The following is a 13,588-nucleotide window of genomic DNA, read 5'->3' as shown; positions in this document are numbered from 1 at the left end:
GTTCTCGCCGTTCACTCTTCCTCGCTCGCGATCGCGTTGAGAGCGGAGGCGGCCAGGGCGCTGCCTCCGCGACGGCCGCGTACGACCAGGTGTTCCAGACCGGACGGGTGCGCGGCGAGTGCGTCCTTCGACTCGGCGGCGCCGATGAAGCCGACCGGGACGCCGATGACGGCGGCCGGACGGGGCGCGCCCTCCTCGATCATCTCCAGAAGACGGAAGAGGGCCGTGGGGGCGTTGCCGATGGCGACCACGGAACCCTCAAGACGGTCGCGCCACAGTTCCAGCGCGGCGGCGCTGCGCGTGGTGCCCAGCTTCGCGGCCAGTTCCGGGACGGACGGGTCGGACAGCGTGCAGAGCACGTCGTTGTCCGCGGGCAGCCGCTTGCGCGTCACCCCGCTGGCCACCATCTGGACGTCGCAGAGGATCGGCGCACCGGCGCGCAGGGCCGCACGGGCCCGCGACACCACGTCCGGGGTGAAGGCGAGGTCGCGTACGAGGTCGACCATTCCGCAGGCGTGGATCATCCGTACGGCGACCTGGCTGACGTCGGGGGGCAGCGCCGCGAGGTCCGCCTCCGCGCGGATCGTGGCGAAGGACTGGCGGTATATCGCCGCGCCGTCCTTCTCGTAGTCGTACGTGGTCACGGTGTTCTTCTCACTGCTCTCGGTCGTCATACGGCTCAGGGTCGGGCTCGGAATCGGGCTCGGATTCGGGCTCAGGTTCATGTGATCTCCGCCAGGGCGGCGGCGAGACGGGAAGGGGCGTCCAGGGAGACCGTGCGTGCTTCGTCGTGACCGGGTGCGGCGACGGACAGCCGGTAACCCCCCTCGGGGGCGGCGACGACGTCGATCCGCTCGCCCCGCGGGTGCCCGCAGCGGCGCTCGCATCCGGACCAGTACAGGGGAAGGCCGCTCCGGTGGTTCACCTCGTCGACCGCGCCGAGCGTGGTGGTCGCGTCCGCCCGTACGTCGGCCCGCGACTTGGCGCAGCCCGGCCGCCCGATGCACGCGCCGACGCGCAGCCAGGGCGAGTCGGGATCGGTGACGAGGCCGACGGCGGCGAGGCGGGCCAGTGCCTCGGTCCGCTGCGCGGCGGTCGTCCCCGGAGTGGGAAGAACCACACCGCGCCACGGGGTCAGCCGCAGCTCCCCGAGGGCGACCCGTGTCAACTCCCGCCACTGCGGAGCCGAGAAGCGGCCCAGCGGAACGTGCACGGACAAGGCGTCCCCGACAACTCCCGGCAGGGGGCCCTCCGAGCGGCCGGTCTCCCGTACCTGCCGCTCGTGGGCCATGCCCTCCGCGGTCAGACGGCGACCGACCAGGGCGGTCAACTCGTCGTCCGCGAGCGCCAGCTCGGCCACCCGCCAGGCACGTGTCCCACCGGCCCGCTCGGCCTCCAGGAACGCTTCCGCCGCCGCCAGCGCGGCCCGTGGCGCGTCCTCGGCGGACACGTGCAGTGCCTGGGCCGCCGATCCGAGAGCGAGCTGTGCGCCGCCGTCCGCCGTGGCCCGTACCGTCACGTCGGCTTCGAGTCCGGCCAGATCCCCGCGCCCGTCGTCCAGCGCGAACAGGAACCGACCCGACAGCGCCTGCGCCGCCTCGCTCGCGCACAGCGCGGTGTCGAGGGCCGACAGCCAGGGCCGTACGTCCAGGAAGCCCCGGGCGTCGAGACCGGACAGCGGGGAGGCGACGATGTTGCGGACCCGCTCGTGCCCGCGCGAGGGCAGCAGCCCGGCGGCGGTCAGCGACTCGGCCAGTGCGGCTCCGCACCCGTCCGCCAGCCCCCGCAGCTGTACGTTGCCGCGCGAGGTGAGATGCACGTCACCGTCGCCCAGGCGCTGTGCCGCGTCGGCGAGCACCTCGGCCTGGCGGACGGTCAGCACACCGCCGGGGATCCTGACGCGGGCCAGCGCCCCGTCGTCCGCCGCATGCAGCCGCAGGGTCCCCGGGCAGGCGTCACCGCGGTCCCGTGAGACCGCTGTGGCCTGGGACGATGGACGGAGGGCAGCCGAGGACATGGCGGCGAGCATACCTACGTTCCCGCAGGCTGTATGCCCCGCCCTTTTTCCCCGCCCCTTACTATTCCTTTCGGTGGATCATCCGATCCGCCACCGCCACCACGGCGACAGGGGAGGAAGCCGGTGCGAAGCCGGCGCGGTCCCGCCACTGTGAGCCCGGCCAGAGAATCCGGGTGAGCCAGGAACTCCCTTTCCCCAGCTCACGAGTTCGCGCGTGAGCACGGGGAGACCCAGTCCACCACCGCCCGGGGCGCGGACCCCGAGGAAGGCCCGACGCCACATGATCCTCCTGCTGTCGACGTCCGACACCGACCTGCTCAGCGCTCGCGCGGCCGATGGTCCGGTGCCCTACCGGTTCGCCAACCCGGCCCGCCTCGACACCGACGCCCTCCCCGCCCTCCTCGACGGCGCCGACCTCGTCGTCGTACGCCTCCTCGGCGGTCTGCGCGCCTGGGAGGACGGCCTCGACCTGCTGCTCGCCGACGGCCGCCCGGTCGTCGTCCTCACCGGCGAACAGGCCCCCGACGCCCAGCTGATGGCCGCTTCCACCGTGCCCATCGGCATCGCCGCCGAGGCCCACGCCTACCTCGCCCACGGCGGCCCCGACAACCTCGACCAGCTGGCCCGCTTCCTCTCGGACACGGTCCTGCTGACCGGCCACGGCTTCGACCCGCCCGCTCCCGCCCCCACCTGGGGCCCGCTGGAGCGCACGGCCCGCGAGATCCCCGGCGCCCCGACCATCGCGGTGCTCTATTACCGCGCCCACCACATGAGCGGCAACACGGCCTTCATCGGCGCCCTGTGCGACGCGGTGGAGGACGCCGGCGGTCGCGCGCTGCCCCTGTACGTGGCCTCCCTGCGCGCCCCCGAGCCGGAGCTGATCGAGGAGCTGCGGGCGGCCGACGCGATCGTCACGACCGTCCTCGCGGCCGGCGGCACCAAGCCCGCCGAGGCCTCCGCGGGCGGCGACGACGAGTCCTGGGACGCGGGAGCCCTCACCGGCCTGGACATCCCGATCCTGCAGGCCCTGTGCCTGACCGGCTCGCGGACCGCCTGGGAGGAGAGCGACGAGGGCGTCTCCCCGCTGGACGCGGCGAGCCAGATCGCGGTCCCGGAGTTCGACGGCCGCCTGATCACCGTGCCGTTCTCCTTCAAGGAGATCGACGAGGACGGCCTCCCGGCGTACGTCGCCGACCCCGAGCGGGCCGCCCGGGTGGCCGGGATCGCCGTACGCCACGCCCGGCTCAGGCACATCCCCGCCGCCGAGAAGCGGCTGGCGCTGGTGCTGTCCGCGTACCCGACCAAGCACTCCCGGATCGGCAACGCCGTCGGCCTCGACACCCCCGCGAGCGCCGTGGCGATCCTGCGCCGGCTCATCGGCGAGGGCTACGACTTCGGGCCCGAGCAGGACATCCCGGGACTGGTCTCCGGGGACGGCGACGAACTGATCCGCGCGCTGATCGAGGCGGGCGGCCACGACCAGGACTGGCTCACCGAGGAGCAGCTGGCCCGTAACCCGGTCCGTATCCCGGCGGCCGACTACAAGCGCTGGTACGCGACCCTGCCCGAGTCGCTGCGCACCGCCGTCGAGCAGCACTGGGGCCCGGCGCCCGGCGAGATGTTCGTCGACCGCAGCAGCAACCCGGAGGGCGACATCGTGCTCGCGGCCCTGCGGCGCGGGAACCTGCTGGTCCTCATCCAGCCGCCGCGCGGCTTCGGCGAGAACCCGATCGCGATCTACCACGATCCCGATCTGCCGCCCTCGCACCACTACCTCGCCGCCTACCGCTGGATCGCCGCCGCGCACGCGGACGGCGGTTTCGGGGCCGACGCGATGATCCACCTCGGCAAGCACGGCAACCTGGAGTGGCTGCCCGGCAAGAACGCCGGCCTGTCCGCCGCGTGCGGTCCGGACGCGGCCCTCGGTGATCTGCCGCTCGTCTACCCGTTCCTGGTCAACGACCCGGGCGAGGGCACCCAGGCCAAGCGCCGCGTCCACGCCACGCTCGTCGACCACCTGGTCCCGCCGATGGCCCGCGCGGACTCCTACGGGGACATCGCGCGGCTGGAGCAACTGCTCGACGAGCACGCCCAGATCGCGGCCATGGACCCGGCGAAGCTGCCCGCGATCCGCGCCCAGATCTGGACCCTCATCCAGGCCGCGAAGCTGGACCACGACCTGGGACTCGAGGACCGCCCCGAGGACGACGGCTTCGACGACTTCCTGCTGCACGTCGACGGCTGGCTGTGCGAGATCAAGGACGCCCAGATCCGCGACGGCCTGCACGTCCTCGGCAACCCGCCGAAGGGCGCGGACCGCGTCAACCTCGTCCTCGCGATCCTCCGCGCCCGCCAGATCTGGGGCGGCGCCGCCGCTCTGCTCGGCCTGCGGGAGGCGCTCGGCCTGGACGAGTCGGCCGCGACCCGCACCACCGCCGACGAGGCGGAGGAGAAGGCCCGCGCGCTGGTGCAGGCGATGGACGACGCCGACTGGGACCCGGCCGCAGTCCCCACCGACCAGGGCGAACAGGTCGCCGCCATCCTGGAGTTCGCCGCCCGCGAGGTCGTGCCGCGCCTCGCCGCGACGACCGCCGAACTCGACCACACCGTGCACGCCCTGAACGGCGGCTTCGTCCCGGCCGGCCCCTCCGGATCGCCCCTGCGCGGTCTGGTCAACGTCCTGCCGACCGGCCGGAACTTCTACTCGGTCGACCCCAAGGCCGTCCCGTCCCGGCTCGCCTGGGAGACCGGCCAGTCCCTCGCCGACTCCCTCCTGGAGCGCTACCGCACCGACAACGGCGACTGGCCCACCTCCGTCGGCCTCTCCCTGTGGGGCACCAGCGCGATGCGCACGGCCGGTGACGACGTGGCCGAAGCACTCGCCCTGCTCGGCGTCCGCCCCGTCTGGGACGACGCCTCACGCCGGGTCACGGGCCTGGAGGCCATCCCGTACGAGGAGTTGGGCCGCCCCCGTATCGACGTGACGCTGCGCATCTCGGGCTTCTTCCGCGACGCGTTCCCGCACACGATCGGCCTGCTCGACGACGCCGTACGCCTGGCCGCCTCGCTCGACGAACCGGCCGAGGCGAATTTCGTCCGCGCCCACACCCAGGCCGACCTGGCCGAACACGGCGATGAACGGCGTGCCACCACCCGTATCTTCGGCTCCCGGCCCGGTACGTACGGCGCCGGGCTGCTGCAGCTCATCGACTCCCGCGACTGGCGCACCGACGCCGACCTCGCCGAGGTCTACACGGTGTGGGGCGGCTACGCCTACGGCCGTGAACTCGACGGCCGTCCGGCCCGGGACGAGATGGAGACCGCGTACAAGCGCATCGCGGTCGCCGCCAAGAACACGGACACCCGCGAGCACGACATCGCGGACTCGGACGACTACTTCCAGTACCACGGCGGCATGGTCGCCACCGTCCGCGCGCTGCGCGGCACCGCCCCCGAGGCGTACATCGGCGACTCGACGCGCCCCGAGACGGTCCGCACCCGCACGCTCGTCGAGGAGACCTCCCGGGTCTTCCGCGCCCGGGTCGTCAACCCCAAGTGGATCGAGGCGATGCGCCGCCACGGCTACAAGGGCGCCTTCGAACTTGCCGCCACCGTCGACTACCTCTTCGGTTACGACGCCACCACGGGCGTGATCGCCGACTGGATGTACGACAAGCTCACCGAGACGTACGTCCTGGACCCGACCAACCGCGAGTTCCTCCAGCAGGCCAACCCGTGGGCCCTGCACGGCATCGCCGAGCGGCTGCTCGAAGCGGAGTCCCGCGGCATGTGGGAGAAGCCCGACCCGGCGGTGCTGGAGGCGCTGCGCCAGGTGTACCTGGAGACGGAGGGGGACCTGGAGGGCGAGGACTGAGAGCGGGCGCCGAGGTCGGGGAGTACCGACCGAGGAGCGTGACAGAGCGAGGGCCGGAGGGGAAACCCCTCCGGCCCTCGCTGTGTTGATCGGCGACGCCCCGCACCTTCTGCTGCTAGCGTGCAACTGCATACTGGTTGCAATAACAAGTCCGAAGGATGTTGGACATGGCTGTTTACACGCTCCCGGAGCTTCCGTACGACTACGCGGCGCTCGAACCGGTCATCAACCCGCAGATCGTCGAGCTGCATCACGACAAGCACCACGCGGCGTACGTGAAGGGCGCGAACGACACCCTTGAGCAGCTCGCGGAGGCCCGCGACAAGGAGTCCTGGGGCTCGATCAACGGCCTGGAGAAGAACCTCGCCTTCCACCTCTCCGGGCACATCCTGCACTCCATCTACTGGCACAACATGACCGGTGACGGCGGCGGTGAGCCCCTGGCCGCGGACGGTGTGGGGGAGCTGGCGGACGCGATCACCGAGTCGTTCGGCTCCTTCGCCGGCTTCAAGGCGCAGCTCACCAAGGCGTCCGCGACCACCCAGGGTTCCGGCTGGGGCGTCCTCGCCTACGAGCCGCTCAGCGGACGGCTGATCGTCGAGCAGGTCTACGACCACCAGGGCAACGTCGGGCAGGGCTCGACGCCGGTCCTGGTCTTCGACGCCTGGGAGCACGCCTTCTATCTCCAGTACAAGAACCAGAAGGTCGACTTCATCGACGCCATGTGGGCCGTCGTCAACTGGCAGGACGTGGCCCGGCGTTACGCCGCCGCGAAGGAGCGCGGCGACAGCCTGCTGCTCGCGCCGTGACGCCGTAGGCACACCACCACGGTCAGTCCATGAGGCCGGCGGCGAGGGACGCGCCCAGTTCCCGGCACGCCTCGACGTCGGCCTTGTCCGGCTCGCCCGTCACGGTCACGGCCTCGGCCGAGCGCCGCCAGCCCAGGCCCTTGACGATCGACTCGATGCCCCGGACCGCGCCGGTGACGTCGTTGCCCCCGTGCACGTAGTAGCCGAAGGGCCTGCCCCGGGTCGTGTCCAGGCAGGGGTAGTAGACCTGGTCGAAGAAATGCTTCAGGGCGCCGGACATGTAGCCCAGGTTCGCCGGTGTGCCGAGCAGATATCCGTCGGCCGCCAGCACGTCGGCGGCCGTCGCGGCCAGCGCCGCCCGCCGGACGACGCGTACGCCCTCGATCTCCGGGTCGTTCGCCCCGGCGACGACGGCCTCGAACATCGCCTGGCAGTGGGGCGAGGGCGTGTGGTGCACGATCAGCAAGGTAGCCACCCCCGAACCCTGCCGTGCGGACGCGCCGGGCCGCAAACGGAGGCCTCCGCGTCGGACGGTGTGGGACCGTCCGCGGGCCGTGCGCGCCGGGGGCCGCCGCCCTCGCCGACCGGAGCGGCGGCCTCTGTCACCCTCCCAGGAAGGCCGGAATTCGTCGCCGTGCCCCGGCGGGGCATTTCGTGGCACTTGGCGCGACGCGGTGGGCGCGGCGGGCGCGGGGCGGACGCGCGCCGCACGGCGCCGTCGCCGCGCGCCTGCTCAGCCCCACACGGCCAGCGCCAGCACGGCCAGCACGGTGAGCGCCGCCAGCGGCAGCATCACCGGCCGTACCCGCTCCGGCCAGGTCCGCAGGCCGTCGGTGCGCCACTCGGCGGACGGGGCGCGGCCGTGTTCGCCCGGTGCGGACCCCGGGACAGCGGACCCCGCGACAGGGGCGGGGCCGAGGAGGATGCTGCACCAACGGCAGTCGCCCCCTTCGTCCGGCCAGGACCCGGCCGGTGCTCGTGCGAAGAAAACCGGGGGACCGCCCTCGTCACACATCGTCATGGCACGTTCAACGAAGGCCCACGCGACCGGCTACTCCTGAGGAGGCCATCGTGATGCGGTCGTCACCGGCCCGTGGCCAGGCCGTTTGCGAGCACGTAGCTCCGGCAAACCGCTCTGGCATACCCCTCACGGGGCGACGCGGCACAGGGTTCGGGCACACCGTCGGAGATCGGTCCTGGTTGCACGGAAGCCACATCCACCGCGTACCGTGAAGACATCACGACCGGAGGTCACACACATGTCCGCGCTACCGCACGAGCCGAGCTCAGAGGCATCCTCGGACCCGTACGAGTTCGAGTTCGCCGAGGGACCGCAGACGCTCGCCGAGCTGCGCACCGCGCTCGCGGCGATCAGCCCCGAGCTGCTGACCGCCTTCAACGCCCGGCTCGACGCCGCGACCTTCGGCTGGGACCACGACGAGGTCATCGCCAAGGCCCGCAGGACCGTGGCGTTCAAGAAGCGCGCCAAGGAGGCCGCCGCCGAGGCGGCCGCCCAGGAGGAAGCGGCCGGGGCACAGCAGGTCGACGACCCGTGGGCCCACCTCGACGTACGGGACAGCACACCGTGACCCGCTGACCGTCAGCCCGCGCCGTCGCCCGCTCCCGGCTCGTTGAACGCCCGCAGGATCCGCTCGGCGGCGAGCGTGGCCGTCAGCTCGCCGTTGCGCACCTGTTCCTCCAGGGACGGCGTGAGGGCGCGTACGGCCGGATCGGCGTGCAGGCGGCCCAGCAACTCGTCGCGGACCATGGTCCAGGTCCAGTCGACCTGCTGGTCCCGGCGTTTGGCGGCGAGCCGGCCGGTCGAGTCGAGCAGCGTACGGTGCTGTTCCAGGCGTTCCCAGACGGTGTCCAGACCGGCCGATTCGCGGGCGCTGCAACTCAGTACGGGCGGCGTCCAGGCCGCGTCCTTGCCGTGCATCAGCCGCAGGGCGCCCGCCAGTTCCCGCGCGGCGGCCTTGGCGTCACGTTCGTGCGGCCCGTCCGCCTTGTTGACGGCGATCACGTCCGCCAGTTCCAGGACGCCCTTCTTGATGCCCTGGAGCTGATCGCCGGTGCGGGCCAGGGTCAGCAGCAGGAAGGAGTCGACCATGTTCGCGACCGCGGTCTCCGACTGGCCGACACCGACCGTCTCCACCAGCACCACGTCGTGGCCCGCGGCCTCCATGACGACGATCGACTCACGCGTCGCCTTCGCCACCCCGCCGAGCGTGCCCGCGGTGGGGGAGGGGCGGATGAAGGCCGCCGGATCGACGGCCAGCCGCTCCATCCGGGTCTTGTCGCCCAGGATCGAACCGCCCGTACGGCTGGACGACGGGTCCACCGCAAGCACCGCCACCCGGTGACCCAGTCCCGTCAGCATCGTGCCGAACGCGTCGATGAACGTCGACTTGCCGACTCCCGGCACCCCACTGACGCCGATCCGCCGCGCCCGCCCGCTGTACGGAAGCAGCTCGGTGAGCAACTCCTGTGCCAGCGAACGGTGTTGGGGCCGGGTGGACTCGACGAGCGTGATGGCGCGCGCGATCAGCGCCCGCTTCCCGTCGAGTACGCCCTTGACGTAGGTGTCGAGTTCGATCACAGGTCGTGCCCGAGGCCGGTCGACAGCCGCTTCACGAGGTCGTACGCCGCGTCCGGGATCACCGTCCCGGGCGGGAACACGGCCGCCGCGCCCATCTCCAGCAGCGTCGGCACGTCCTGTGGCGGGATCACCCCGCCGACCACGACCATGATGTCCTCGCGGCCCTCCGCCGCCAGCTCCTCCCGCAGCGCCGGTACGAGCGTGAGGTGCCCGGCGGCCAGCGACGAGACGCCCACGATGTGCACGTCCGCCTCCACCGCCTGACGGGCCACCTCGCCCGGGGTCTGGAACAGCGGGCCCACGTCGACGTCGAAGCCGAGGTCCGCGAAGGCGGTCGCGATCACCTTCTGGCCGCGGTCGTGCCCGTCCTGGCCCATCTTGGCGACCAGGATGCGCGGGCGGCGGCCCTCGGCCTCCTCGAAGGAGTCCACGAGCGTACGGGTGCGGTCCACGGACGGGGACTCGCCTGCTTCGTTGCGGTACACACCGGCGATCGTACGGATCTGGCCCGCGTGCCGCCCGTACACCTTCTCCAGCGCGTCCGAGATCTCCCCGACGGTGGCCTTGGCACGGGCCGCGCGCACCGCCAGTTCCAGCAGGTTGCCCTCGCCGCCGGCCGCCCGGGTCAGCGCGTCGAGCGCGTCCCGGCACGCGCCCTCGTCACGCTCCGCCCGCAGCCGCCGCAGCTTCTCGATCTGCTGGGTGCGCACGGAGGAGTTGTCGACCGTGAGGACGTCGATCTGCTCGTCGGTCTCCACGCGGTACTTGTTGACGCCGATCACCGGCTGGCGCCCCGAGTCGATCCGCGCCTGCGTACGGGCCGCGGCCTCCTCGATGCGCAGCTTGGGGATGCCCGCGTCGATGGCCTTGGCCATCCCGCCCGCCGCCTCGACCTCCTCGATGTGCTGCCAGGCCCGCCGCGCGAGGTCGTACGTCAGCTTCTCGACGTACGCGCTGCCGCCCCACGGGTCGATGACCCGGGTCGTGCCCGACTCCTGCTGGATCAGCAGCTGGGTGTTGCGGGCGATGCGTGCCGAGAAGTCCGTGGGCAGCGCGAGCGCCTCGTCGAGGGCGTTGGTGTGCAGCGACTGGGTGTGGCCCTGCGTCGCCGCCATCGCCTCCACACACGTACGCGTCACGTTGTTGAACACGTCCTGCGCGGTCAGCGACCAACCCGAGGTCTGCGAATGGGTGCGCAGGGAAAGGGACTTGGCGTTCTGCGGGTCGAACTGCCGCACCAGCTTCGCCCACAGCAGGCGCGCCGCCCGCAGCTTGGCGACCTCCATGAAGAAGTTCATGCCGATCGCCCAGAAGAACGACAGCCGCGGCGCGAACGCGTCCACGTCCAGGCCCACTTCACGGCCCGCCCGGATGTACTCGACACCGTCCGCGAGGGTGTACGCCAGCTCCAGATCGGCCGTCGCCCCGGCTTCCTGGATGTGGTAGCCGGAGATGGAGATGGAGTTGTAGCGGGGCATCCGCTGCGAGGTGTACGCGAAGATGTCGGAGATGATCCGCATCGACGGCTTCGGCGGATAGATGTAGGTGTTGCGGACCATGAACTCTTTGAGGATGTCGTTCTGGATGGTCCCGGCCAGCTTCTCCGGCGGTACGCCCTGCTCCTCCGCCGCCACGATGTACAGCGCGAGCACCGGCAGCACGGCGCCGTTCATCGTCATCGACACGGACATCTTGTCGAGCGGGATCCCGTCGAACAGCTGCCGCATGTCGAGGATCGAGTCGATGGCCACGCCCGCCATGCCGACGTCACCCGTCACCCGCGGGTGGTCGCTGTCGTAGCCGCGGTGGGTCGGCAGGTCGAAGGCGACCGACAGACCCTTCTGGCCCGCGGCCAGATTGCGGCGGTAGAAGGCGTTGGACTCCTCGGCCGTCGAGAACCCCGCGTACTGACGGATCGTCCAGGGCTGGTTGACGTACATGGTGGGATACGGGCCACGCAGATACGGGGCGACGCCCGGGTACGTCTCCAGGAAGTCGAGGCCCTCCAGGTCACGGCCGGTGTACAGCGGCTTGACCGCGATGCCCTCCGGGGTCTCCCAGAAGGCCTCGTCGCTGCCGGTCGCGTGCTTGACGGCCGTGCGCCACTCGTCGGGGCCGCCCTCGGCGGTCGGGGTCCCCAGCTGGATCCCGGAGAAGTCGGGGATTCCCATCAGGACACTCCCATGCGGTCGAGGGTGGCGGAGAGCACGGCGACGGCGTCGCAGCCCGCGAAGACGTACGCGTCGACATCCGTGTACTGCCCGGGACGGCCGGCGAGGAACACGTGCCCGGCGCCCGCCGCCCTGAGGTCCCGGGCGGTGCTCGCGGCCTGCTCCTCGTACAGCGCGTCGCTGGAACACAGACACGCCTCGGTGGTCCCGCTGTCCTCGAAGGCGCCCTCGGTGACGGGTTCGATGCCGCCGGCCTGGAAGAGGTTCGAGACGAAGGAGGTCCGTGCGGTGTGCGCGGCGGCGGGGCCGATGGAGGCCAGGTAGACGCGCGGCCGGCTGCCGGTGGCGGCGAGATGCGCGTCGGAACGGGCCCGCAGCACCTCGAACGCCTCGTCGCGGCGCACCTTCGGGAGCCCGCCGGACGGCGGCTCGGGTACGGGCTCACGCTGCGGAACGCGCTCGCCGAGGTTCGGGAACTCGCTGACCCCGGTGATGGGTTCGCGCCGCTTGGCGAGCTTCGCGCTGCGCGCCTCCCAGGTCTTCGCCAGGTCCTCGCCGAGACGGCCCGAGCGCAGGGCGGTCGCCTGACCGCCCAGGCCCTCGATCCGCTGGAAGAACTCCCAGCCCGCGTGGGCGAGTTCGTCCGTGAGCCGCTCCACGTACCAGGAGCCGCCCGCCGGGTCGATCACCCGGGCCAGATGCGACTCCTCGACCAGGATCGTCGAGGTGTTGCGGGCGATACGGCGGGCGAAGGCGTCCGGCAGCCCGAGGGCGTGGTCGAAGGGCAGCACGGTGACGGCGTCGGCGCCGCCCACACCGGCGGCGAGCGTGGCGATCGTCGTGCGGAGCATGTTCACCCAGGGATCGCGGCGCGACATCATCACCGGCGAGGTCACGGCGTGCTGCACCTGCGCCCCCGCCCGCGGCGCCCCGCACACCTCGGCGACCCGCGCCCACAGCCGGCGCGCGGCGCGCAGCTTGGCGATGGTGAGGAACTGGTCGGCGGTGGCCGCGTACCGGAACTCCAGCTGTCCGCAGGCCTGTTCGGCGGACAGGCCCGCCTCGGTCAGCTCCCGGAGATAGGCGACACCGGTCGCCAGGGAAGCACCCAACTCCTGCGCGGCCGAGCCGCCCGCCTCGTGGTACGGCAGCGCGTCCACGGTCAGCGCCCGCAGCCCCGGATACTCCTCGGCACACCGCCGTGCGAGAACGGCGGCCGGTGCGAAGTCCAACGCCTCGCCGCTGCGCGCCTCGTGGCCCAGCGGGTCCGCGCCGAGACTGCCGCGCGCCGCGTCCTTGGCGACGCCCCGCTCCCCGTACAGCCGCAGCAGTTCCCGCGCGGCCGGCTCGGTGTCGCGTCCCGCGTCGAGGACGACGGGCGCCAGGTCGAGGAGCACGCCTTCGAGGGCCTGAGCGAGCGACGACACCGGGAATCCGCCCTCGCCGACGACCAGCCAGAGCGAACTGACGCCGTTCTCCAGGTCCGCGAGGACCGCGGCGCCGTCGGCGGTCGTGTGCCGCTGGCGTACGCCCCAGCCGCCCACGGTGCTCCCGTCGGGCCTGCCCCCTCGTACGAAGGGCGCGAAGCCGGGGAAACCGGGATCAGGGGCCTCGTCGTGCGCCGTGTACAGAGGCCGGGTGGCGAGCCCGTCCTCCAGCGCGGTGGACAGGGCTGCCTCCGCCGTCTCATCCGAGACCTCCCTGCCCGACTTGTTCAGTACGCCCGCCACGAGGCGTCGCCACTGTTCATGTGTCGCGGAAGGAAACTCGGCGGCCAGCGAGAGCCCGTCGTTGGGCAGGACCGTCATGCTCGGATGCTAGGGCAGATTGCTTGAGCCACAGCAGAGGCGAGGACTGTGACCTTCCCCTCGCGGCCCGGGTGACGTCCCTCACTGGTCGGGCACACCGGGTTGAGGACCGTGCGACACGGCTGCGGGAGCCCCGGCGTGTCCGCCGGCGCCGGACGTCTCCGCGCCTCTGAAGCCACGCCCGGAACAACCGCCACTCGTGTGACGCGGGCCACAGCCGCACCGAGGAACCCCGCTCGCGGCCGGCCCGACTACTGAGGCGGTTCGGCGCGATCCCGGCGACGCCGTACGACGTGACCTGGAGACGCGG

10 protein-coding genes and 1 riboswitch are annotated in these 13,588 nt (G+C 72.1%); of the genes, 3 read left to right on the top strand and 7 right to left on the bottom strand.

Annotation, left to right across the window (positions count from 1 at the left end; genetic code table 11):
• Window positions 1–11: 11 nt before the first annotated feature.
• Both ACFVH5_RS21970 and cobG read right to left on the bottom strand, forming a co-directional pair.
• Entirely contained in the window at window positions 12–674 is a 663-nt protein-coding gene (locus ACFVH5_RS21970; protein WP_385835295.1) for a precorrin-8X methylmutase, read from the bottom strand.
• A 47-nt stretch (window positions 675–721) separates the two neighbouring features.
• Complete coding sequence (gene cobG, locus ACFVH5_RS21965; protein ID WP_385835293.1) at window positions 722–2,029, bottom strand: precorrin-3B synthase; 1,308 nt, start codon at window positions 2,027–2,029, stop codon at window positions 722–724.
• A gap of 101 nt (window positions 2,030–2,130) precedes the next feature.
• A riboswitch (cobalamin riboswitch) is annotated at window positions 2,131–2,205 on the top strand.
• A 92-nt stretch (window positions 2,206–2,297) separates the two neighbouring features.
• On the opposite strand from cobG, the gene cobN reads away from it, so the two are divergent.
• Both cobN and ACFVH5_RS21955 read left to right on the top strand, forming a co-directional pair.
• A complete protein-coding gene (cobN, locus tag ACFVH5_RS21960) occupies window positions 2,298–5,891 on the top strand; it encodes a cobaltochelatase subunit CobN (RefSeq protein WP_385835292.1) in 3,594 nt (1,197 codons plus the stop codon).
• Between the two features lie 167 nt (window positions 5,892–6,058).
• Window positions 6,059–6,700, top strand: coding sequence for a superoxide dismutase (locus ACFVH5_RS21955; RefSeq protein ID WP_107014838.1), 642 nt, complete (start codon window positions 6,059–6,061; stop codon window positions 6,698–6,700).
• 22 nt (window positions 6,701–6,722) lie between these two features.
• On the opposite strand, the gene ACFVH5_RS21950 is transcribed toward ACFVH5_RS21955, so the two are convergent.
• Together ACFVH5_RS21950 and ACFVH5_RS21945 are read right to left on the bottom strand one after the other, a co-directional pair.
• Window positions 6,723–7,175 carry a flavodoxin family protein gene (locus tag ACFVH5_RS21950; protein WP_384805393.1) on the bottom strand — a complete coding sequence of 151 codons (453 nt, stop codon included), beginning with the start codon at window positions 7,173–7,175 and terminating at the stop codon, window positions 6,723–6,725.
• 258 nt (window positions 7,176–7,433) lie between these two features.
• Entirely contained in the window at window positions 7,434–7,721 is a 288-nt protein-coding gene (locus ACFVH5_RS21945; protein WP_385835291.1) for a hypothetical protein, read from the bottom strand.
• Between the two features lie 238 nt (window positions 7,722–7,959).
• On the opposite strand from ACFVH5_RS21945, the gene ACFVH5_RS21940 reads away from it, so the two are divergent.
• Window positions 7,960–8,289 carry a hypothetical protein gene (locus ACFVH5_RS21940; RefSeq protein ID WP_384805389.1) on the top strand — a complete coding sequence of 110 codons (330 nt, stop codon included), beginning with the start codon at window positions 7,960–7,962 and terminating at the stop codon, window positions 8,287–8,289.
• Window positions 8,290–8,300: 11 nt separating this feature from the next.
• Here the strand turns inward: ACFVH5_RS21940 and meaB are convergent, their stop codons facing one another.
• The 3 genes from meaB to ACFVH5_RS21925 are packed head-to-tail and all read right to left on the bottom strand — an operon-like array spanning window position 8,301 to window position 13,278.
• Window positions 8,301–9,299: a methylmalonyl Co-A mutase-associated GTPase MeaB gene (gene meaB, locus ACFVH5_RS21935; RefSeq protein WP_385835290.1), complete on the bottom strand. Its 999-nt coding sequence runs from the start codon at window positions 9,297–9,299 to the stop codon at window positions 8,301–8,303.
• A complete protein-coding gene (gene scpA, locus ACFVH5_RS21930; RefSeq protein ID WP_385835289.1) occupies window positions 9,296–11,470 on the bottom strand; it encodes a methylmalonyl-CoA mutase in 2,175 nt (724 codons plus the stop codon). Before scpA ends, meaB begins: the two co-directional genes overlap by 4 nt.
• Complete coding sequence (locus ACFVH5_RS21925; RefSeq protein WP_385835288.1) at window positions 11,470–13,278, bottom strand: methylmalonyl-CoA mutase family protein; 1,809 nt, start codon at window positions 13,276–13,278, stop codon at window positions 11,470–11,472. The genes scpA and ACFVH5_RS21925 overlap by 1 nt, the downstream gene beginning before the upstream one ends.
• Window positions 13,279–13,588: the final 310 nt, after the last annotated feature.

It is taken from the genome of Streptomyces sp. NPDC127119 (genome assembly GCF_042677425.1).
GTDB lineage: Bacteria > Actinomycetota > Actinomycetes > Streptomycetales > Streptomycetaceae > Streptomyces.
The sequence above is the reverse complement of the archived record's forward strand: the minus strand, read 5'-3'. Positions and strand labels throughout refer to the sequence as shown.

Coding starts and splice junctions, on each gene's coding strand:
- ACFVH5_RS21955 (WP_107014838.1), top strand. CDS start 6,059: ATGGCTGTTTACACGCTCCCGGAGCTTCCGTACGACTACGCGGCGCTC.
- ACFVH5_RS21945 (WP_385835291.1), bottom strand. CDS start 7,721: ATGACGATGTGTGACGAGGGCGGTCCCCCGGTTTTCTTCGCACGAGCA.
- ACFVH5_RS21925 (WP_385835288.1), bottom strand. CDS start 13,278: ATGACGGTCCTGCCCAACGACGGGCTCTCGCTGGCCGCCGAGTTTCCT.
- cobN (WP_385835292.1), top strand. CDS start 2,298: ATGATCCTCCTGCTGTCGACGTCCGACACCGACCTGCTCAGCGCTCGC.
- ACFVH5_RS21970 (WP_385835295.1), bottom strand. CDS start 674: ATGACGACCGAGAGCAGTGAGAAGAACACCGTGACCACGTACGACTAC.
- ACFVH5_RS21940 (WP_384805389.1), top strand. CDS start 7,960: ATGTCCGCGCTACCGCACGAGCCGAGCTCAGAGGCATCCTCGGACCCG.
- cobG (WP_385835293.1), bottom strand. CDS start 2,029: ATGCTCGCCGCCATGTCCTCGGCTGCCCTCCGTCCATCGTCCCAGGCC.
- scpA (WP_385835289.1), bottom strand. CDS start 11,470: ATGGGAATCCCCGACTTCTCCGGGATCCAGCTGGGGACCCCGACCGCC.